Source organism: Marinobacterium arenosum (assembly GCF_019795155.1).
GTDB lineage: Bacteria > Pseudomonadota > Gammaproteobacteria > Pseudomonadales > Balneatricaceae > Marinobacterium_C > Marinobacterium_C arenosum.
In genome coordinates this window covers 58702-78767 of record NZ_JAILYN010000021.1, presented here as the reverse complement: position 1 = coordinate 78767, position 20066 = coordinate 58702, and the positions used below count along the sequence as shown (strand labels likewise).

The following is a 20066-nucleotide window of genomic DNA, read 5'->3' as shown; positions in this document are numbered from 1 at the left end:
AAAAATGGACAATGCCCATCAGGAACTGGAAGGCTGCCCTGAACCGCTTTATGATCGAATTTGAAGACCGCTTGGCGGACTATATTTAACCTTGGCAGTTACACAGAATTATTTACAGGGTCTGTTTATTCGTTACCCGCCAGGCTCTCTGCCCCACGATAAACCCCATGTGTTTCAATATCTAAGGCGGCAGCGGTAGAAATTTCATTAGACTTTAGCCCAACAGGTAGTGCGACCAGTTCGTCACTGTAACCGATCAGCTGAATCCCTTCCTTCTTGCAGTAGCCCAGCACCTTTTCCAGGGCCTTGATTACCGCCAACTGGCGATCGTTGAGCTGATCGGAAGACGCGGCGCCCTGCTCCTCACGTCTGCGGCTGGTGACCTGGCGGATGGCGTAACCGTCGCTGTCGATCAACTGCAGGGTGGCGCCAGCAAGCCTCTCCTTGACCATCACCTGCTTGGCCAACGTGAACAGCGCCTCGCTTCGACAGCAGACCGCATCCTCAGCCTCACAACGTCGAAAGGCATCGGCGATCACTTCGTAGTCGGCTGAATCATCCAGGTAAATATCCATATATCAATCACTTAGCTAGATATATTTATGTATTTATCTAAGGCCTGACCGCTATGCTTTCACGGTATCGGCTCAGCTCACGCTGCAGCTCCTCGTAGCGCACATCCTGCTGGGCAATCACCAACTCCAGCGCATGCTGCTTCTTGATCGCCGCCTGTTCCGCGTCGATACGCTGGTCACGCAGAGTCCGGTTCTCATCCTCCAACTGTGCAACCCGTGCCTGCAGCTCCGTTATGCGATGCTCTCTCACTTTCAGCTCTACCTTAAGCTGAAGTAACCCTTCGCCTTCCGGTAACGCAGAAGCACTTGCCGGCGCCTGGCCACGCTCAAGTATTAACGCCTGCTGCTTTAACTCCCGCTGTTGCTCGGCATCTTTCGCATTCAACTGGATCAGTTGCTCTTCCAGCTGCCGGATCTGATCCTGCTGCTCTCGCCGCTCGGTCAGCAGTTCGGCATTCTCCCGCAGTAGCCGCTCATTCTGGTTGCGAAGCCCATCGGCATCACTGCGTGCCTGACGGGCCTGCTCCAGAGCCGCGTCGCTCTGCTGCTGGACCTGCCGGGCAAAGGCCTCACTCTGCTCCTTGTAGCTGCGCTCGGCATAGCCCAGCGCCTGCTGCCAGAGTTTTGACGCCGTTTCGGCAACGGGATCCGGCAGGCCTGGTACGGTACGCTGGTCGCGCAGCCGTTGTCCCAACTGCTGCCACCAATCGCCCAGGGCTTTATTGATTGTCGAGATGGAACCGCTGCCCAGCTTTTCGCGCACTTTTTGCTGGGTTGGCCTGATGCCCTGTTCCATCAGCGCATCGGCTACTTCAAACGTGCGCTGGTAGGTATCACTGGTTCTCGGCATAAATAATCCGAAGTACGTATTGTTTGATACGTATTGTGAAAAGATTTGGCCCTCATTCTAGGCCAGGGACACATTTTTTTTAAGCGTCTTTTATCCACTCGACCAACCTGGGCTGTTGTTAAGTACTGCGCTAAGCCGCTGTTTTTCATATATGCTTGAGAAAAAGGCCGAGACATGGAGGCGGATTATGAGTATTCGTGTTGCAATCAACGGCTATGGGCGCATCGGACGGAACATCCTGCGCGCACTCTACGGAGGCGATCGGCGTGATATAGAGATCGTCGCAATCAATGACCTCGGCGACACCCGGATCGCCGCCCACCTGACCGAATACGACAGCGTACACGGTCACTTCAACAAGGCTGTACGCTACAACGCCGCTCATCTGGAGGTGGGCGAGCACCGCATCCGCATGCTGCGCGAACCCGATCCCGCCGCCCTACCCTGGCGAGAGTTGGCGATCGATGTGGTGTATGAGTGCACCGGCCGCTTTACCGAGCGCTCGGCCGCTGCCGTTCACCTGAAACAGGGGGCGAAACGGGTACTGGTATCGGCACCGACCAAAGACGCCGATGCAACCATCGTCTACGGCGTCAACCATCAGCGACTGACCGGCGAAGAGCAGATCATCTCCAACGCCTCCTGTACCACCAACTGCCTGGCACCGATGAGCAGAGTCTTGAACGACGGCATCGGCATTCAACAGGGAATGATGACCACCATTCACGCCTACACCAACGACCAGCACCTAACCGATATCACCGGCAACGATATCTACCGCTCCAGGGCTGCTGCTTTGTCGATGATCCCGACCCGCACCGGCGCCGCCGAGGCGGTCGGATTGGTGTTACCGGAGCTGAAAGGCCGCCTCAGCGGGCTGGCGATCCGCGTACCCACCGCCAATGTATCGCTGGTGGACCTGAGCTTCGTGCCGAAACGCGACACCACGGTTGAGGAGGTCAACCAGCTGATGCGGGATGCCGCCGAAGGGGCGATGAAAGAGATTTTGGTGTACAACGAGCTGCCGCTGGTCTCAATCGACTTCAACCACAACCCGGCGTCATGCATCTTCGACAGCACCCAGACCCGGGTCGCCGACGGCCTGGTGAAGGTGTTTGCCTGGTATGACAACGAGTGGGGCTTCTCCAACCGGATGCTGGACACTACGCGCGCACTGGCGAATTTTCTATAAATCCAATTAGCCCTGGCGGGCCCGGCTGTCGCGACACCAGTAAAGAAAGAGAGATCGGTAAAAAGAAGATAAAGAGGTATTAAAAAAGAAAATGGAGGCTGGAGTCGGAATCGAACCGGCGTACACGGAGTTGCAGTCCGCTGCATGACCACTCTGCCATCCAGCCTTCGATGGCCTTTCACACTGTGAAAGAAGAATAAAAAACCAGCTTGCGCTGGCCGTCTTTCATATCCCGATACGCTCGGGATTGGAGCGGGAAACCGGGTTCGAACCGGCGACCTCAACCTTGGCAAGGTTGCGCTCTACCAACTGAGCTATTCCCGCACTGTTGCCGCTGATGATGCGGAACTGGTGCCCGGAGCCGGACTTGAACCGGCACGCCCTAACGGGCGGGAGATTTTAAGTCTCCTGTGTCTACCAATTCCACCATCCGGGCAGAATCTAATGGAGGCTGGAGTCGGAATCGAACCGGCGTACACGGAGTTGCAGTCCGCTGCATAACCACTCTGCCATCCAGCCTTCAATGCCCTTGAGCATCTTACTGCGCATTCCCAACCGACCTGTCGGAAGCTGGAGCGGGAAACCGGGTTCGAACCGGCGACCTCAACCTTGGCAAGGTTGCGCTCTACCAACTGAGCTATTCCCGCACTGCGCTGTAAGTGGTGCGTATTATAGATGGCCCCGAATTGATGTCAACACCGTAATGAAAAAATTTTCGCTTAATTTTTAAGCACTTAGATTTCCTTGGCCAGCTCCGGCCAAGCCGCTTTCAGGTACTCCAGCATCGACCAGAGGGTCAGCAAAGCCGACAGATAGAGCGACACCAGCCCTGCCCAGCCGAGCTGCGAGTATGGCTCGGCAACCACCAACAGCAGGATCGCCAGCATCTGCAAGGTGGTTTTTACCTTGCCGACATAGGAGACCGCCACGCTGGCCCGCTTGCCCAGCTCGGCCATCCACTCGCGCAGCGCCGAGATCACGATTTCGCGACCGATGATCACCACCGCAGGCAGGGTCAACCACGGCGTGGAGTAGGATTCCACCAGCAATACCAGTGCCGCCGCAACGATCAATTTGTCGGCCACCGGATCAAGAAAGGCGCCGAACGTCGACATCTGGTCCAATCGGCGAGCCAGGTAGCCGTCGAACCAGTCGGTTACCGCTGCCGCGGCGAACACCGCCCCTGCGGCATAGGCCGCCCAGCTTACCGGTAGGTAGTAACACAACACGAATACCGGGATCAGAACGATACGCAGCAGTGTCAACAGATTGGGTATGGTCATGAAAAAGCTTGTCCTAGGGGCGTTCACTATTAGCCAGCGTTGACTGAATAATCGAGAGCGCCCCCTTAAGATTCAGGATGTAATGCCGCATAGATCTGTTCGGCCAAAGTGCGGCTAATGGTAGAGACTTTGGCGATTTCTTCAATACTGGCACTCTGCATTGCCTGCAAGCCGCCGAAGTGACGCAACAGTTCGCGGCGCCGTTTCGGACCGACGCCGGGTATCCCCTCCAGCGTCGACTGCTTACGCGCCTTGCCGCGCCGAGCGCGGTGACCGGTAATGGCGAAACGGTGCGATTCGTCGCGGATATGCTGTACCAGATGCAATGCCGGCGAATCGCCGGCCAGGGTCACCTCGGTGCCGCTGTCACCCAGCAGCAATACCTCCAGCCCTGCACGTCGGCTCGGTCCCTTGGCAACGCCGACCACCAGCACCTCGTCGATCTGCAGCTGCTCCAGCACTTCCAGCGCCTGGCTGACCTGGCCCTTGCCGCCGTCGATCAGCAAGATATCCGGCAGTTTGCCCTCGCCTTTCTTGATCCGGGTATAACGCCGTTCCAGGGCCTGATGCATCGCGGCGTAGTCGTCGCCGCCGGTGATCCCCTCGATATTGAACCGCCGATAGTCGGATTTCAGCGGGCCGTTGCGATCGAACACCACGCAACTGGCCACCGTCGCCTCGCCGGAGCTGTGGCTGATATCGAAACACTCCAGCCGTTGCGGCAGGCTCTCCAGCTCGAGTGCCTCCTGCAACGCCAGGAAGCGATTGTAAACGTTCTGCTTGTTGGCCAGGTAGCTGGCCAACTGCTGTTCGGCGTTGGTCTGCGCCAGGCGCTGCCAGCCGGCCCGCTCGCCGCGCACGCTGTGCTGCAGCGCTACCTTGCGGCCGCGCCTTTCCATCAGCGCCTCTTCAAGCGCTGCGCGGTCGGCCAGTTCAAAACTGGTGATCACCAGGTTCGGGATCTCCCGTTGCGACCCCAGGTACCACTGGGCCAGAAACGCCGACAGGATATCCGCTTCGCTATCCTCAACCGATACCCGGGGATGGAACACCTTGCTGCCGATGATCCGGCCACCGCGGACGTAAAGCATATGCACCGATACCCCGCCCGGCTGCAGTGCCACGCCGATCACGTCGGCATCGCCGCTCATGCCGGTAACGTATTGCTGCTCCTGTACCTGCTGCAGGCTGCTGATCTGATCTCGATAGGTCGCCGCCTGTTCGAATTCCAGCGCCATCGAGGCCTGCTCCATCGACTCGGCCAGCTCGGCCAGAATCGCCTTGTTCTTACCCTCGAGGAACATGGTGGCATGGCGCAGGTCCTGCTGATAGGCCTCCGGCGAGATCAGCCCGACACAGGGGCCGCTGCAGCGATTGATCTGGTACTGCAGGCAGGGCCGCGAACGGTTCTTGAAGAAGCTGTCTTCGCATTGCCGGATCCGGAACAGCTTCTGCAGCAGGTTCAGGCTCTCGCGCACCGCGCCGCCGCTGGGAAACGGCCCGAAATAGCGGCCACCCTTGTTGCGGGCGCCACGATTGAAACGCACCGCCGGGTACTGGTCCTTATCCGAGACGAAGATATAGGGGTAGGACTTATCGTCGCGCAGCAGGATGTTGTAGGGCGGCCGATGCGCCTTGATCAGGTTCTGCTCCAACAACAGCGCTTCGGTCTCGCTGTTGGTGACCGTCACCTGTATATCGGCGATCTTGGCCACCAGCGCCTGGGTCTTGATCGACAGGCCGCTGCTGCGGAAGTAGCTGCCGACCCGGTTTTTCAGGTTCTTGGCCTTACCGATATAGAGCAGCTCCCCCGCGGCATCATACATCTGGTAGACACCGGGACGGCTGGTCAGGCGGGCGAGAAAAGCGCGGGCATCAAAGCCCGCCGATACTTCTGACATGTACTTTCAGGTCTATTGGCTCGATCAGCTCAAGCGCTGGTTCAGCGCCTTGTTGGCGTCCATATGCTCGTGGGTCGCTTCCATGTGGATGCGCTCCAGGGTTTCGCGGGTTTCATCGGTAATACCGGCACCACGCGACAGCGATACTTCGAGGTAGACGCCAATCTCGGCATAATAGTAGAGACGCGCATCGAAACTGCGGGCCCGCTTGAGCTTGCTCAGCGAAATCATCGCCCCATTGACCAGGATGTTGTTGATATCCGTCTCCGTCATTAACGGATGACGCTCCTGCGATGACGGATCGATAAACTCCGGCACCTGCGATTGGTTCAGCACACTCATGCGGCGGTCCTTTGTTAACTCTACTACGGATTCTGTAATGCTACTGTACGGGGAAGCCTGAGCCTTGTTAAGCCGACATCCGTTTAATTGCCAACAGGCGGACTGTGCCTGGGTCCGCCACCAACCATCGCTGATGGCGCTGGAAGCCGAACTGGACGGTGCCCGCTGGCTACGACAGTTGTCGCCCGGCAGACCCACGGCTGAGGGATTTTCCGCGACGTTCCCCCATCGATTGGGCAATTACTACGAGCAGGTAGTTAACCATATCCTGATATTGTCTGGCTATTTTGTTGATATAAAAAGAAATATTCAGGTATTCGATGGCCGACGAACCGTTGGAGAGTTCGATTTCCTGCTGCGCGACCGACAGCAACAGGTGCACCACCTCGAATGCGCGATCAAGTTCTATCTCTGTGTCGGCGCCGGCGACCGGCTGAGTGATTATATCGGCCCTGGCCGCAGGGATCGGCTCGATCTGAAGTGGCACAAGATGCGCAGCCAGCAGATCGAGCTGGCATATAGTCAGGCAGGCCGTCAACGCTGTCAGGAATTGGGACTGGTGCCGAGTCGATATCACCTGTTGATCCAGGGGATGCTGTTCTATCGCTGGGGGGATATTCCGACACAGCTGGCGCCGGAGCTGAGCCCTCAGCACAGTCGGGGTTGGTGGCTGGCTAGGGCCGAGAGTTCTCGGTTACTGGCTGATTGCGATGCAGTGCAGATCAGGCGTAAACCGGATTGGCTGTCGCACTGGTGCCGGGCACCCGAGGAAAACTGGCGGGATCAGCTCGAGGTACTGACCGGGCCGCAGCTGTTCTCAAGGCTGGTGACGGATGGAGATTCGCCGACGGGCTGGCGGGAGAAGGATCGGGGCTTTATCGTGCCCGACGAGTGGCAAGCGCTACCGCTCTGAAGAAACAGCAGAGCGGTAGCCGGCGGCCTGGATCAGGAATCCTTGCGCGCAGCGGTAGCGGCATCCTCCGCGATGAACTTGCGCAGCATCTTGATGCCGACAGCCACGATTACGAACAGTGCGCCGATAACGGCGATGCTCGGAATGAACGAGATCATTGCGTATTTATCCATAGAACTGTCCTCGAGGAACTTTATGTAGTTGTAATTGGGATGGCCGAATTATAAAGCCCCAGCGGACGCTGTCTATACAACGACCGGATGATTGGTCGGATTTGAGAAGAGAACGGGAGTGAGGCGCACCAAGCGCCTTCAGGTGCTTTTAACCACGACAGTATGAAGCGCGGTAAACTCAGAGGACTCAGAAACGCCTAATCAAAGCTGAACCAGGCTAGCCAAAGCTAACCCGGTACAAAGGTCACAAGCCTGTAGGACATCGGAGCCCTGCGGGCTCCTGGTCGGCTGATACCCAAAGGGAACACTGAGCCAACCCTGAATCACGCCAGCAACCACTTCACCTACAAAGCTATTTGCGTACGAAAAATCAGTCTTCGCGTTCCAACCGCGCCACCAGCGACGAGGTATCCCAGCGGTTGCCGCCCATCTTCTGGATTTCGGCATAGAACTGGTCCACCAGTGCGGTAACCGGTAGCTGGGCGCCGTTATTGCGGGCTTCATCCAGCGCGATGCGTAGATCCTTACGCATCCAGTCGACCGCGAAGCCAAACTCGAACTGGTTGTCGAGCATGGTTTCATGACGGTTGACCATCTGCCAGGAGCCCGCCGCGCCATGCTGGATCACGTCGAACAGCGCCTTGCCATCCAGCCCCGCCTGCTTGGCGAAATGCACCCCTTCAGCCAGCCCCTGCACCAGGCCGGCGATGCAGATCTGGTTGACCATCTTGGCCAGCTGGCCGGAACCGGCCTCGCCAAGCAATTTGATCGACTTGCCGTAGGCCTGCAGCACCGGCTCACAGCGATCGAATACCGCCTGTTCACCGCCGACCATGATGCTGAGTACACCATTTTCGGCCCCGGCCTGACCACCGGAGACCGGCGCATCGAGGAAGCCGAGCCCCTGTTCCGCCGCCAGGCCGGCCAGCTCGCGGGCCACTTCGGCCGATGCCGTGGTGTGGTCGACCAGCACCGCCCCCGACGCCATGCTGGCAAAGGCGCCCTCATCACCGAGGATCACCGAGCGCAGGTCGTCGTCGTTACCGACACAGCTGAAAATAATTTCCGCGCCCCGGGCCGCTTCGGCCGGCGTGGTTGCAAAGGCACCACCGTGCTCGGTCGCCCACTGCTCCGCCTTGCTGGCGGTACGGTTGTAAACCGTTACCTGATGGCCTGCCCGCTGCAGATGTCCCGCCATCGGATAGCCCATGACGCCCAAGCCAATAAATGCCAGTTTCATACTGTCCTTCCTGTCCTGTAGTACGATGCTTGATCGGGACGCTCCGGCACTATGTAAAGTACCCAGTAAAGCACCGAGCGATCACCGCTAAGAGGGACAGTGTATAGCGGCCACCATAGCCGGAACAGATACACAAAGTCGTATGTACAGGACTATCTGTACTGCCCATGGCCAGCGAACCGCGAGTTAATGCGCCAAGCGCGGCCGGACACCCGTATCACTTCTGTACGTTGGTTCGAATCCGCATCAATCGATCCAGCCCCGATTCCGGCAGCCAGACCTCGCCGGGACGGCCAAGAATCTGCCGGACATTAGCCCCCGGAGCACTGCCGGGATAGGCGGTGAACGACTCGGAGGCCGGCTCGAAGCTCAACACCGCGTTGGCGCCGAAATCGCTGACCCAGACCACATCCCGCTCGTCGACGTAGACCGCATAGGCGTGGGGCGAGTGGCCCGGCAGCTTCCAGCCGCGCCATTGGCCGGTTTGCGGCACATAGCGGCTCAAATACCCGCTGTTCCACTCGCTGACCCAGATATGGCCCCGACTGTCGGACCAGACCCGGCGTGCGCCCTGGTCCGGCCTTGGTGGCTCGATCAGCTCGGCCGTACCGCTCACAGGATCGATATGGGCGATATAACTGCCTGCCAGCGAAGCGTAGAAGACCTCGCCATCCGGTGTGGTAGCGATCCCATACGGCCCGTAGCCTCGCGGGGCCTGCCAAACCGTCATACCACCGGATGCCGGATCGAACCGGCCGTAGATACCGCTCTGGCCGGTGAACCAGAGCATGCCGTCGCCGTCGAAGGTGGCGGTATTAAGGTTGGCCCACCCCTGCCCGACCGGCAGCGGGAACAACTGAATGCTGTCGGCGACCGGATCATAACGGACGATTGCATTTTGTCCGCCATCGGTTATCCAGGCCGCACCGTCCGGCCCCTGGATCACGCCATGGGGGGCCGAGTTGTCACCCAACGGCACCTCTTTCACCGCGCCCGATTCCGGCTCCAGAATGCCCAGCACTCCGCGGCGTTGTCCGGTGTACCAGACCTTGCCATCCGGCGCCGGCGCCACATCATGGGGACGGGAACCAGCCGGTAGCGGATATACCCGCACGTCGCCGGCCGCTAAAGCTTCCACCGAGGCCAACGCTGTCAACAACCATAACATCGGCCACAACAACAGCGCTCGGATACCAGCCATGCGGAGCCTCCCATTAGGGTTAGGAAAGTTTCAGCCCTGTCTCTGCTGCTCAAATCACTCAGTCAGCTTAGTGCTTCTATGGCTTTATGCCGGCCGGATTAGGAAAATTCATCCCCGTCACAGACCCCTCTGGAGCGCACAGCGGCAGCCTTACCATTACCAAAACGTTATTTAATCCTGGCTTTAAGCCCGGCTATTTATCCGGGTAATGCTCAAAAATCGTTTTGCCGATCTCGGCAATTGCCTGGTTTCGGCTGTCAAAGGACGCGTCGGTTTGCGTCAGGTAGATGGCAATAACCAGAGGCGGCTTTTCCGCCGGCCATACGACAGCCGTGATCCCTCTTGAGCCGAAGCCGCCGGCGCCGGATCGGTCGGCAATCAGCCAACCGGTCGGCAGCTCCGAGCGTAACAGACTGTCGGACACCTTGTTTTCCATCATCCACTGCTTGAGCTGATCCTTGGCTGTCTGAGACAGCGTATTGCCAAACAGTAACTCAGCCAGGCTGTTAGCCATTGCATTGGGGGTTGTCGTATCCCGAAGATCGTCTGGCTTGGCCTCGTTCAGGTACGGCTCTATCCGATCGAGGCGGGTCACCTCATCGCCAATAACGCGCAGAAAACGGGTCAAGGCAGCAGGCCCATCGATCCCTTCCAGCACGATATTGGCAGCCGTGTTGTCACTCATCAGCATGGCTGCGGTGCACGCCTGTTTCAGCGTAAACCGCTCGCCGACATGTTGTTCGGTGACCGGCGACCAGGTGATCAGGGCTTCTTGCTTTATCAGCGCAGTTTGCTCGATAGACTGCTTACCGCTGTCGACATCGGCAAGCAACTTTGCACAGGCCAGCGTTTTGAAGGTACTCATCAAAGGGAAACGTAAATTGCCTTTATAGTGCCAAAGCTGTTGGCTGGTCGGGTTATAGACGGACACCCCGACGCGTGCGTCCAGCTTCCGTTCGACCTCCGCAATCTTGTCGGTCAGCGGGTTCGCCTGTGTGTACAGGCTGAAAAACAACGTCAGGTTGAAAACGACGGCAGCACCGCTCAACCTTAAAAAGCCGGCCAAATATCCCTGTCTCATACCACATTCAACTCCTAATCAGTAAACAAAAGAATCGACCATAGCTGCGGGTATTTCGGCATGCCGCCGCAGCCCGCTGGCACTCAGTCGATTGAAGAACGATTCTAACAAAAAAGTTCAGTGGGCCTCCGTGTTCAGCATCCAGTCCCTGAACAGCTGGGCAGATTTCGATAGCCGCTTGTGACGCAGGTTAACCAGATAGTCGTGCTTGCCGGTCTCGTAGACGAAATTGCCAACCGGCTTCAACTGGCCACGCTCTATCGCATCGGCAGCCATGAAATCCCAGCCCAGGGCGATCCCAAGTCCTTCAAGCGCGGCATTGTAGACCAGCGTTACCTGGTTGAAGGTGATCGCATCGGCTGGCGGTTGGTAGTCGATGCCGAAATGACCGAACCACTCGCGCCAGTCCAGGCAGTTCCAGGCACGGGAGTCGAGCTGTATCAGCTGGCAATCCTGCAATGACTCGAGCGAGTCGGGTTCGCTCACCGGATAGTCGATACGACATACCGGATAGATCCGCTCGGCGAACAGCGGTGCCGCTTCCAGGCTGGGCCATTGGCCTTCGCCATAGAGAATGCCGAAATCGTAATCGCCAATGCCGGCTTCGGTGATCTCGTTGCTCGAGTGTATGCTGACGTGAATCTCCGGATGGGCGCGGCTGAACGCGGTCAGCCGTGGGAACAGCCAGTGATGGGAAACGGCATGGGTGGCCGCAATAGTGACGGTGTTGGCGTCGTGGGCCTGCTTCAGCCGTTCGACCGTGCGCGCCAGGCTGTACAGCAACGGCTGCACGTCGGCCAACAGCTGCTGGCCCGCATCATTGAGCTCGATACCCCGCGCATGTCGATGGAACAGCGTCAGCTGCAGGTTTTCCTCGAGCGCCCTGACCTGTTTGCTTACCGCGCTCTGGGTCAGACAGAGCTCATTGGCGGCGGCGGTGAAGCTGCCATGGCGGGCAACGGCCTCGAAACTGATCAGGGTGTCCAGTGGCGGTAGTCGTCTGGCCAGACGCATATTACAACTCCTATCGGTTTACCTCCTGTCCTATCACTTAAGCATGATGGAGTGTTAAGCGATAGCTTGAAGCTGCCAGCAGTCCGCCAGGCCAGATGGCCCGACGGTACACTGGCTGATTGCAGCGCCGATTTATTCAATACCCAGCACCAACCCCGGCAGCCAGAGTGACAGTTGCGGTACATAGGTCACCAGCAGCAGCGTCGGCAACCAGGCGAAGGCGATCATGCAAAGCGTTGGCTTCATCATCTGGTCGATGCGGGCGCCGTTCAGCTGTCCGCCGAGATAGAGCAGCGGCGCCGTCGGCGGCGTGATGTTGCCCATGCCGAGATTGACGCCGACAATGGCGGCAAACTGTATCGGACTGACGTCCAACTGCATGATCAGCGGCAGCAGGATCGGCGTGGATAGCAGTACCGCACTGGCATCGTCCATCAGCATTCCGATAACCACCATGAACAGGTTGATCATTAGCAGGATCAGCAACGGGTTCTCGGTCACGGAGGTCAGCGCGTCCATAATGGTGCCGGGCAGGTCCTCCATGATGTAAAGCCGACTGAGGATCATCACGGTATAGAGCATCACCATGATCACCCCGGTAGTCACCGCCGCCTCGAGCAGCGCCTGCACCAGGCTGCGACCGTTCAGCCCCCGATAGATGAAAAAGCCGACCGGAATGGCATAGAGCACACCCAGCGCGGCGGCCTCGGTCGGGGTTACGAAGCCGCTGTAGATCCCGCCCAGAATCAGAAACGGCATCGCCAACGCCGGCACCGCCCGGCTGCTTCGACGGGCCAGCTGTTGCCGAAAGGCTTTACGATCAAGCGGTGCTTCCAATACCAGCTCGGGGTGCTTGCGCACCAGCACCACATTGACCAGACAGAGCAGCAGGGTCAGGATAATGCCAGGTACCACAGTCGCCAGGAATGCCGCCAACACCGATTGGTTGCCGATCCAGGCATAGAGAATCATGATCGCACTGGGCGGAATCAGCAGCCCCAGCACCGAAGCATTGGCGATCAACGCAGCCGAATGCCCCGCCGGGTATCCGGCCTTGTTGAGTTTGGGGAACATGATGGCGCCGATGCCGGACAGCGTCGCTGCGGCGCTGCCGGTGATGGAGCCGAATACCGCACAGGAGATGACGGTAACGACCCCCATCCCGCCCTTGATGCGGCCGACGAACAGATCGATAAGCTCAACCAGCTTGTCACCGATATGGCCACGGTTGATCAGTCCACCGGCGATAATGAACAGCGGAATCGCCAACAACACCGAGTTACTCATCCGGCTGAAGCCGAACGGCAACAGGAAGCTGGGATCATAATCAGCGAAAAAGATGAGAAAGGTGGTCGATCCCAAGAAGGCAAAAGGAACCGGCACACCGATAATAAGAGCCAGTATAAGAATGGAAAGCGCTATTACGGAAAGCATAGGCATGCCTTTAGATTTTATAAGTTGTTATTGCTCTGCTGCACCGCCAGGTTCACTCCTGGCGCCTGTCCGAACCAGTTTCCCGGTTGATTAATAACCCGCAGATGAACCTGCATTTTTGCCGGCAATATCCTGGGTCGTACCAGAATCAGAAATAAGACTTTTGAACTGGCTGATCAGATCGACCAGAAAATAACCTGACATTAGTAAAAACCCGACAAAAACGGCGCTATGCCCGACAGCGAGCGGTATTTGAAGGCGCGTGGTTTCACCGCCGGCCTCAATACTCCACGTCAGGAAATCCCAGCCCCAAACGGTATAGAGCGCGGACAATCCAAAGGTAATAGCTGCTGCCAGACAAGCGACCAGCTTGCGTAGTAGCGGCCAGGTGCAGTAAATGGAGAACGCCTCTGCGGTGATATGCTTTTTTTCATAGCTGGCGCAGGAGGCTCCCATGAAGTACATCCAGAAAGCGGCGATGACCAGCAACTCCTCAAGGCCATGAAAACTAACGCCCAGCACGTAGCGAAACAGTGCGCCGCAACTGACGCCGAGGACGATAAAAACAGTGCCCGCAATTGCCAGCAGACGTTGCAGACGAAGTACCAGCCGGGCGGTCTTATTGAGATATCCCATATCCCCTCTCCTGTCTGAAAGTGGGCGGACTGACGCCTGTAAAAGGCGCCGTCCTTGAACAGAAAGACCGGGCAGCCGAAGCCGGCCCGGCCGGTGTCGGGAAGATTATTGGGCGGCGGCCTGCTGCATGGTGTAGGCCGCCTGCATGCCATCAATCAGTTCGTCGGTCAGACGGGATCTCAGTTTTGGCCAGGTGACATTCCGTGCCTGCTGAGCCCAAGCCTGCAGTTCAGCATCCGAGAGTTTGACGACATTGATGCCCTTATCAGCAAGCTTTTGCTGATGGACACGGTCATTTTCCTCAGCCTCGTCGATACTCTGCAGGGCATACTTCAGCGCCGCATCACGAACGATCTTGCGGTCTTCAGGCGTCAGCTTGTCCCAAAGCTTCTCGCTGGCCAGCCAGCCGTAAGCGTCGATGAAGTTGTTGGTGACCACGAAATGCTTGATCACGTCGCGGAACTGTAGGTAGTTGAGCATCGAAGAACCACCGCTCCAGCCGTCGGCGACCCCGGTTTGCAGCGAGGTGTAGAGCTCGGCAAAGGGCACGGCCACGGTCTGGAAACCCTGGTCTTCGGCAGCCACCTTGAAGATATCCATCGGCGGTACCCGCAGCAGAACATCCTTGGCAGTTTGCGGATCGGCGATGTTCTCCGGCAGCTTGGTCAGACCGAGCCCACCAAAGCCATCGACCTCAAAAGCCATGAATTTTACGCCCAGGTCGCCAACCAGCCGTTCCATGGTCGAGAACAGGTACGAGCCTGGCATATAGGTCTTGCGGACCTCATCGTAGTTCATCGCCAGGTAGTGCAGATACATGATCTCCAGCCGGGTATCGAACTGGCTGGGTATCGTGATCAGCCCCATATCGATGGTGCCGCGGCGCAGCTCCTCAAATACCTGGGTATAGTCGCCAAGCTGGTTGGCCGGAAAAACCCGTACCTTGACCCGCCCGTCGGTCGCCGCTTCGACCTCTTTCTTAAACGCCTTTTGCGCCTTGGTGACCGGGTGGTTCGGTGCGAACATACCGGCAAAGTTGATTTTTACCGTTTCCGCCGCCAACGTGGAAGACACTCCTCCAAAAAGACATGCGAAAGCCAGCATCAGAGCCGATGAGGCTCGGACTATTTTATTATTGAATGTCATTACTCACAGTCCCCTGTTTTTATTTGATGTAAGGTCTGTTGCATAAGATTCATCGGAGGGCCGATGCTTAATTACCATCGACCATCGCCGACAGGCTGTTAACCGTGCAGTTGTGAAAGGAAAACCACGAATGCGGCGATCACAACAACACGGGATGCTTTAATATTGCGACCATTTCCTCCCTACCCTTTGTTGTTAAATCGCAGTGCCGAGTCCAGCGTGTTTTTCATCAGCATCGCAATGGTCATCGGCCCAACTCCTCCCGGAACCGGGGTAATTGCCGAGGCGAGCGGATAGACGTCGTCGTAGTCGACATCCCCCACCAGCCTGCTGCGGCCATCCGGCTGATCGACACGGTTGATACCGACATCGATCACCACAGCCCCCGGCTTGATCCAATTCGAGTTCACCAGTCCCGGAATACCGACCGCGGCCACCACGATGTCCGCCTGCCGGCAGAGCTGCTCCGGATCCCGGCTACGGCTGTGCAACATGCTGACCGTGCAGTCGGCTTGCAGCAGCAGATTTGCCATCGGCTTGCCGACGATATTGGAGCGACCAATGACCACCGCATGCTTGCCACTCAGGCTGTCGCCCAACTGCTGTCGTATCAGGTGCAGGCAACCGAGTGGTGTGCAGGGCACCAGGCTGGTGTCGCGATTTCCGGCCGCCAGCAGTCCAACATTCAGGTAGTGAAAACCGTCGACATCCTTGGCGGGATCGATCGCCTGAATTACCCGGTGTTGATCGATCTGCCGCGGCAACGGCAGCTGCACCAGAATGCCGTGAATTTCGGCATCGGCGTTGAGACGCTCGATCAGCTGCAGCAACTCGGACTCGCTGGCCGTCTCGGGCAGGTCGTACTGGCGCGACAGGAAGCCACAGGCTTCGGCAGAGCGCCCCTTGTTGCGCACATACACGCTGCTGGCCGGATCACTGCCAACCAGGATGACCGCCAAGCCGGGCTTCAGACTTTCCTGCTCTACGCGGTTGCGGATCGAGGCCAGCAATTCGTCGGCTACGGCCCGGCCATCGATGACCGTCGTGCAGGGCTCAGTGGAAGATGACAGTACGGTCTTCATTCAGCAGGATCCTGTGTTCAAGATGGAGTTTCACGGCCTTGGCCAACACTTGGCATTCGGTATCCCGGCCGATGGCCACCATCGCATCGGCAGAGGCGGCATGATCGACACGCTGCACGTCCTGCTCGATGATCGGGCCTTCGTCCAGGTCCGCCGTCACGTAGTGCGCGGTGGCCCCAATCAGTTTCACCCCCCGCTTGTGGGCCTGATGGTAGGGACGTGCACCCTTGAAACTAGGCAGGAAGGAGTGGTGAATATTGATCACCTTGCCGGACAATTCTCGGCAGAGATCATCGGACAGCACCTGCATGTAGCGGGCCAGGATCACCAGGTCGACCTGCTGCGCTTCAATCAGCTGAAGGAGCTTGGCCTCCTGCTCCGGCTTGTTGTCGGGGGTGATCGGCATGTGGACGAAAGCCACGTCTTCATGCTCGGCCCGACGCCGGTAGGTTTCATGATTCGAAACGATCGACACCAGCTCCATCGGCAGCTGCTGGATGCTGTTGCGGTACAGCAGGTCGTTCAGGCAGTGGCCCAGCTGTGACACCATGATCATCACCCTGGGTTTGACGGCCATATCATGGAACTGCCACTCCATGCCGTATCGACTGGCCACCGGCTCGAAGCAACTGTTCAGGTCGTTCAGCGTCACCGCTTCATCAACCTGGAAACAGACTCGCATGAAGAATCGATTGTTATCCGGATCAACGTACTGGCCACTCTCGATAATATTGCCACCCTGCTCTGCTATCGAACCGCCTACGGCGGCAATAACACCTTTGCCGTCATCGCAAGCGAGCGTTAGGACAATTTTTTTTATACTCATTCCGCAATCCTATAGAGGGTTTTCGATAGATATTTAACGGCACCATCCTCCGGGTATCGACCATCAAAAAAAACAGTCAACGGTCCCTTAAGGGCGAGCCGCTTTACGCCGTAATGGTGCAGGTTTTCAAAGAAAGTCTTTCAATCCCCAAGCACCGGGTCATTTATATTGCAGCCAGCGCACTGCTCGCAAAGGATCAATTGGAATCGGGCTAGTCCAGGAAGGAATACCTGGAGCGACCGGCCCTGGCGGCCAGTGCCGCTGATGCTGCCAATGAAGGCGCGCCCTGCACGGGAAGGTCACTGCCAACCACCAAAAGCGCCATAACTATCAGAAGATTAGAAGAGGAATTCCGGCATGGAATATGTCCATGCCCGATTATCCATTGTAAGCCCGGCCGCATTCGAAATATAAATAGGGCTATCCAAGGCTGGCAGCAACAGATTTTAGCGTGGCAATAAAACAGCCGCTAAAGACTTAGGAATATATTAATTCTAAAAAATAAAATTCAGGCGGAGAAAACATTATGACCCTGGAAAGAAAACAGATCCAAAACCATCTCGATATTGGCAAAGAGATGCTTTACCTGACCAAGCAGCAGGTTATGGATATTGGACTGACGACTGAAGACATTCTCGGTCTGACCCGCGATGCCCTGATTGAGCATGGTCAAAAACGCTACGAGATGCCGGCCAAGATTGGCGTCCACCCCTACGAGGATGTTTTTTACCACGCGATGCCGGCTTATGTGCCGTCAAAAGCTGCGGTGGGTATGAAATGGATCGAGTGCTATCCGCGCAATCCGAAGGAGTATGACCTGCCGCAGACCACCGGTCTGCTGGTCGTCAACGACGTCGACACCGGCGCACCGGTGGCGCTGATGGATTCGACCTGGATTACCGCCGTTCGCACGCCGGCTGTGTCTGTGCTGGCTGCCGAAGCCTTCCACCCGGACGCTGAAACCTTCGGCATGTTCGGTTGCGGTGTGCAGGGTATCGAACATGTGAAATACGTCGTTCACACCCTGAAAAAGCTCAAGAAAATCTATGTCTACGATATCAACGAAGCTTCGATGGACAACCTGATCCGCGAGGTTCAGCCGCTGATCGATGTGGAGATCGTCAAAGGACGTTCCGCCGAAGAGGTTGCCAAGAGCTGCCAGGTTCTCTGTTCGGCAACCATCATCCTCAAGGACTGCCTGTCGGTGGTAAAAGATGAATGGCTGTCCAAGGGGCAGACCATCCTGCCTTGTGACCTCAATACATTCTGGGCACCGGAAACCTCCCGGCGGGCCGACAAATATATCGTCGACAGCATCGAGGAACATGAGCTGTTCGCCGGTATGGGCTATTTCCCCGACGGCCTGCCGAGCATCTACGCCGAAACCGGTGAGATTCTCGCCGGCCTCAAGCAGGGGCGGAGCCACAGCGACGAACTGATCGTCAACAGCAATATCGGCATGGCGGTCTGCGACATCGTGGTCGGCCGAGAGATCTTCGACCGCGCGATTCTTGCCAGCGTTGGCACACGGCTGGGGCTCTAAAGCCCGTTGTTCGGCGCCTGCCAAGCGGGCGCCGTTTTTTCTTCAAAGCGCGGCCTTGCATATAGGCCAACGTGTTCATGCTCCTGTTCGCCGTCTCGAACAGCACATTCGAGAAGCTCGCCAACAAGACTCTTCTTGCGATAGTTGGCACTCGGTGGGGCTCTAAAGCCCGTTTTTCGGCGCCTGCAATGCAGGCGCCGCTTTTTAATTCAAAACACGGCCTTAGAAAGCGACCATACCGATACGCCAGCTGCCACACTGATAGGGCTCCACGCCCTCCGCCAAGCGCAGCGCAATGGAGCCCCCTCGGCGAGTTGCCTCAATCCCTGTTTCAGACCAAAATACTGTATATAAAAACAGTATCACATAAGACAGGGGAAGCTTTGTATGCCGAAGCCGTATCCGCCTAAAGGGCGAGGCGCGCTGTCCAATCCCGTAAACCGCTTTGCGCCGACGACCAGCGACTTCGAACCTGTGCCGGATGATGAGCTACCGGCCCGGATTGCTACCGTTGAGATCGACGAGCGGCCGAAGACCATTATCAGCCGCAACCGCTCACCCGACGTGCCGTTCGAGCAGTCGGTCAACCCCTATCGCGGCTGCGAACACGGCTGCATCTACTGCTATGCCCGTCCCAGCCACGCCTACTGGGACCTGTCGCCAGGCCTGGATTTCGAAACCCATATCATCTGCAAGACCGGTGCCGCCGAGCGACTCGAACAGGAGCTGCGCGCACCGAACTATCGTTGCAAGCCGATCACCCTGGGGGCCAACACCGACCCCTACCAGCCGATCGAGCAGCACCGGCAGATCACCCGCGAGCTGCTGAAGGTGTTGCTGCGCTATCGCCATCCGGTCAGCATCATCACCAAGGGCGCGTTGATCAGCCGGGACCTGGATATCCTGGCCGAGCTTGCCCGCCAGCAGCTCTGTACGGTGATGATCAGCCTCACCACGCTGGATCCGCAGCTTAAGCGCAGCCTGGAGCCGCGCGCGGCCGGTCCGAATACCCGGCTCAATGCGATCCGTGAGCTGACCGCCGCCGGCGTACCGGTCGGGGTGTTGGTTGCCCCCTTGATCCCGATGATCAACGACCGCGAACTCGAGGCTATCGTCGAAGCCAGTGCAGCCGCCGGTGCCCGCTCGGCCGGCTATATCTTTCTGCGCCTGCCCCACGAGGTGAAGGAGCTGTTCCGCGAATGGCTCGATTGCCACTATCCGGAACGCGCCGAGCATGTGATGAGCCTGATCCGGCAAAGCCGCGACGGCCGCGAAAACGACAGCCGCTTCGGTGCCCGGATGCGTGGCGAGGGACTGTTCGCCGATATGATCGCCCAGCGTTTCCGGCTGGCGTTGAAACGACACGGCCTGTTACAACGGGATCAACTGCCGCTGCGTACCGACCTGTTCGCCCCGCCACCACAGGCCGGTGACCAGTTCTCGCTTTTCTAGTTTTCTAGTTTTTCTAGCTTCTGTTGACTCGCGGGCTTCCTGCAGGGCGCCGCCCGGGGCACCAATAGGAGGGCCGGTCAAAACTAAAATTAGGCCCAGCGAGCCCTGGTCGGCTAAACCTACCCGGCCGGAAGCAACCCTACAAAAAAACCGCCAGATGGCGGTTTTTTCAGTGAAGCTTA

At 57.8% G+C, this 20066-nt stretch carries 19 protein-coding genes and 5 tRNA genes; 4 read left to right on the top strand and 20 right to left on the bottom strand.

Translation table 11 applies throughout. The annotated features are described in order from the left end of the window. Nucleotides 1–125 precede the first annotated feature (125 nt). Together K6T12_RS11490 and K6T12_RS11485 are read right to left on the bottom strand one after the other, a co-directional pair. Nucleotides 126–575 (bottom strand): response regulator, encoded by a 450-nt coding sequence (locus K6T12_RS11490; RefSeq protein ID WP_222222572.1) that lies wholly within the window; start codon nucleotides 573–575, stop codon nucleotides 126–128. A gap of 37 nt (nucleotides 576–612) precedes the next feature. Further along, the gene (locus K6T12_RS11485) at nucleotides 613–1425 is read right to left on the bottom strand and encodes a DNA-binding protein (protein ID WP_222222570.1); all 813 of its coding nucleotides are present in this window, start codon (nucleotides 1423–1425) and stop codon (nucleotides 613–615) included. A 187-nt stretch (nucleotides 1426–1612) separates the two neighbouring features. Between K6T12_RS11485 and gap the strand changes: the two genes are divergently transcribed. Further along, complete coding sequence (gap, locus tag K6T12_RS11480) at nucleotides 1613–2617, top strand: type I glyceraldehyde-3-phosphate dehydrogenase (protein ID WP_222222567.1); 1005 nt, start codon at nucleotides 1613–1615, stop codon at nucleotides 2615–2617. Between the two features lie 92 nt (nucleotides 2618–2709). Here the strand turns inward: gap and K6T12_RS11475 are convergent. The 8 genes from K6T12_RS11475 to K6T12_RS11440 all read right to left on the bottom strand — a co-directional run bounded on the left by K6T12_RS11475 (nucleotide 2710) and on the right by K6T12_RS11440 (nucleotide 6143). Beyond that, nucleotides 2710–2783, bottom strand: a tRNA-Cys gene (locus K6T12_RS11475). A gap of 82 nt (nucleotides 2784–2865) precedes the next feature. Continuing rightward, nucleotides 2866–2941: transfer RNA gene (locus K6T12_RS11470), tRNA-Gly, on the bottom strand. 25 nt (nucleotides 2942–2966) lie between these two features. Beyond that, a tRNA-Leu gene (locus K6T12_RS11465) sits at nucleotides 2967–3053 on the bottom strand. A gap of 9 nt (nucleotides 3054–3062) precedes the next feature. Further along, a tRNA-Cys gene (locus K6T12_RS11460) sits at nucleotides 3063–3136 on the bottom strand. Between the two features lie 52 nt (nucleotides 3137–3188). Then, nucleotides 3189–3264: transfer RNA gene (locus K6T12_RS11455), tRNA-Gly, on the bottom strand. An 87-nt stretch (nucleotides 3265–3351) separates the two neighbouring features. After that, nucleotides 3352–3900, bottom strand: a complete 549-nt coding sequence (gene pgsA / locus K6T12_RS11450; protein ID WP_222222565.1) for a CDP-diacylglycerol--glycerol-3-phosphate 3-phosphatidyltransferase — start codon at nucleotides 3898–3900, stop codon at nucleotides 3352–3354. Between the two features lie 65 nt (nucleotides 3901–3965). Next, entirely contained in the window at nucleotides 3966–5801 is a 1836-nt protein-coding gene (gene uvrC / locus K6T12_RS11445; RefSeq protein ID WP_222222563.1) for an excinuclease ABC subunit UvrC, read from the bottom strand. A gap of 24 nt (nucleotides 5802–5825) precedes the next feature. Then, nucleotides 5826–6143, bottom strand: coding sequence for an excinuclease ABC subunit C (locus tag K6T12_RS11440; RefSeq protein WP_222222561.1), 318 nt, complete (start codon nucleotides 6141–6143; stop codon nucleotides 5826–5828). Between the two features lie 64 nt (nucleotides 6144–6207). On the opposite strand from K6T12_RS11440, the gene K6T12_RS11435 reads away from it, so the two are divergent. Beyond that, the gene (locus K6T12_RS11435; protein WP_255611679.1) at nucleotides 6208–7056 is read left to right on the top strand and encodes a DUF1853 family protein; all 849 of its coding nucleotides are present in this window, start codon (nucleotides 6208–6210) and stop codon (nucleotides 7054–7056) included. Nucleotides 7057–7088: 32 nt separating this feature from the next. On the opposite strand, the gene K6T12_RS11430 is transcribed toward K6T12_RS11435, so the two are convergent. From K6T12_RS11430 to purU, 10 genes are all read right to left on the bottom strand, one after another. Continuing rightward, a complete protein-coding gene (locus K6T12_RS11430) occupies nucleotides 7089–7229 on the bottom strand; it encodes a hypothetical protein (RefSeq protein ID WP_222222557.1) in 141 nt (46 codons plus the stop codon). A gap of 370 nt (nucleotides 7230–7599) precedes the next feature. Beyond that, nucleotides 7600–8469, bottom strand: a complete 870-nt coding sequence (locus tag K6T12_RS11425) for an NAD(P)-dependent oxidoreductase (RefSeq protein WP_222222555.1) — start codon at nucleotides 8467–8469, stop codon at nucleotides 7600–7602. Between the two features lie 217 nt (nucleotides 8470–8686). Continuing rightward, complete coding sequence (locus K6T12_RS11420) at nucleotides 8687–9670, bottom strand: Vgb family protein (RefSeq protein ID WP_255611678.1); 984 nt, start codon at nucleotides 9668–9670, stop codon at nucleotides 8687–8689. 193 nt (nucleotides 9671–9863) lie between these two features. Continuing rightward, nucleotides 9864–10751: a class A beta-lactamase gene (bla, locus tag K6T12_RS11415; protein ID WP_255611677.1), complete on the bottom strand. Its 888-nt coding sequence runs from the start codon at nucleotides 10749–10751 to the stop codon at nucleotides 9864–9866. Nucleotides 10752–10868: 117 nt separating this feature from the next. Then, on the bottom strand, nucleotides 10869–11765 hold the full coding sequence (locus K6T12_RS11410; protein WP_222222553.1) for a LysR substrate-binding domain-containing protein: 897 nt from the start codon (nucleotides 11763–11765) through the stop codon (nucleotides 10869–10871). A 132-nt stretch (nucleotides 11766–11897) separates the two neighbouring features. Next, nucleotides 11898–13199, bottom strand: coding sequence for a TRAP transporter large permease (locus K6T12_RS11405; RefSeq protein WP_222222551.1), 1302 nt, complete (start codon nucleotides 13197–13199; stop codon nucleotides 11898–11900). 90 nt (nucleotides 13200–13289) lie between these two features. Continuing rightward, nucleotides 13290–13835, bottom strand: coding sequence for a TRAP transporter small permease (locus K6T12_RS11400; protein ID WP_222222549.1), 546 nt, complete (start codon nucleotides 13833–13835; stop codon nucleotides 13290–13292). A gap of 105 nt (nucleotides 13836–13940) precedes the next feature. Continuing rightward, on the bottom strand, nucleotides 13941–14897 hold the full coding sequence (gene dctP / locus K6T12_RS11395; protein ID WP_222222547.1) for a TRAP transporter substrate-binding protein DctP: 957 nt from the start codon (nucleotides 14895–14897) through the stop codon (nucleotides 13941–13943). Nucleotides 14898–15163: 266 nt separating this feature from the next. Continuing rightward, nucleotides 15164–16063: a bifunctional methylenetetrahydrofolate dehydrogenase/methenyltetrahydrofolate cyclohydrolase FolD gene (gene folD / locus K6T12_RS11390; RefSeq protein ID WP_222222545.1), complete on the bottom strand. Its 900-nt coding sequence runs from the start codon at nucleotides 16061–16063 to the stop codon at nucleotides 15164–15166. Next, nucleotides 16035–16889, bottom strand: coding sequence for a formyltetrahydrofolate deformylase (purU, locus tag K6T12_RS11385; RefSeq protein WP_222222543.1), 855 nt, complete (start codon nucleotides 16887–16889; stop codon nucleotides 16035–16037). Before purU ends, folD begins: the two co-directional genes overlap by 29 nt. A gap of 526 nt (nucleotides 16890–17415) precedes the next feature. Between purU and K6T12_RS11380 the strand changes: the two genes are divergently transcribed. After that, nucleotides 17416–18432 (top strand): ornithine cyclodeaminase family protein, encoded by a 1017-nt coding sequence (locus K6T12_RS11380; protein ID WP_222222541.1) that lies wholly within the window; start codon nucleotides 17416–17418, stop codon nucleotides 18430–18432. Nucleotides 18433–18819: 387 nt separating this feature from the next. After that, nucleotides 18820–19884, top strand: a complete 1065-nt coding sequence (locus K6T12_RS11375) for a PA0069 family radical SAM protein (protein WP_222222539.1) — start codon at nucleotides 18820–18822, stop codon at nucleotides 19882–19884. Nucleotides 19885–20066 lie beyond the last annotated feature (182 nt).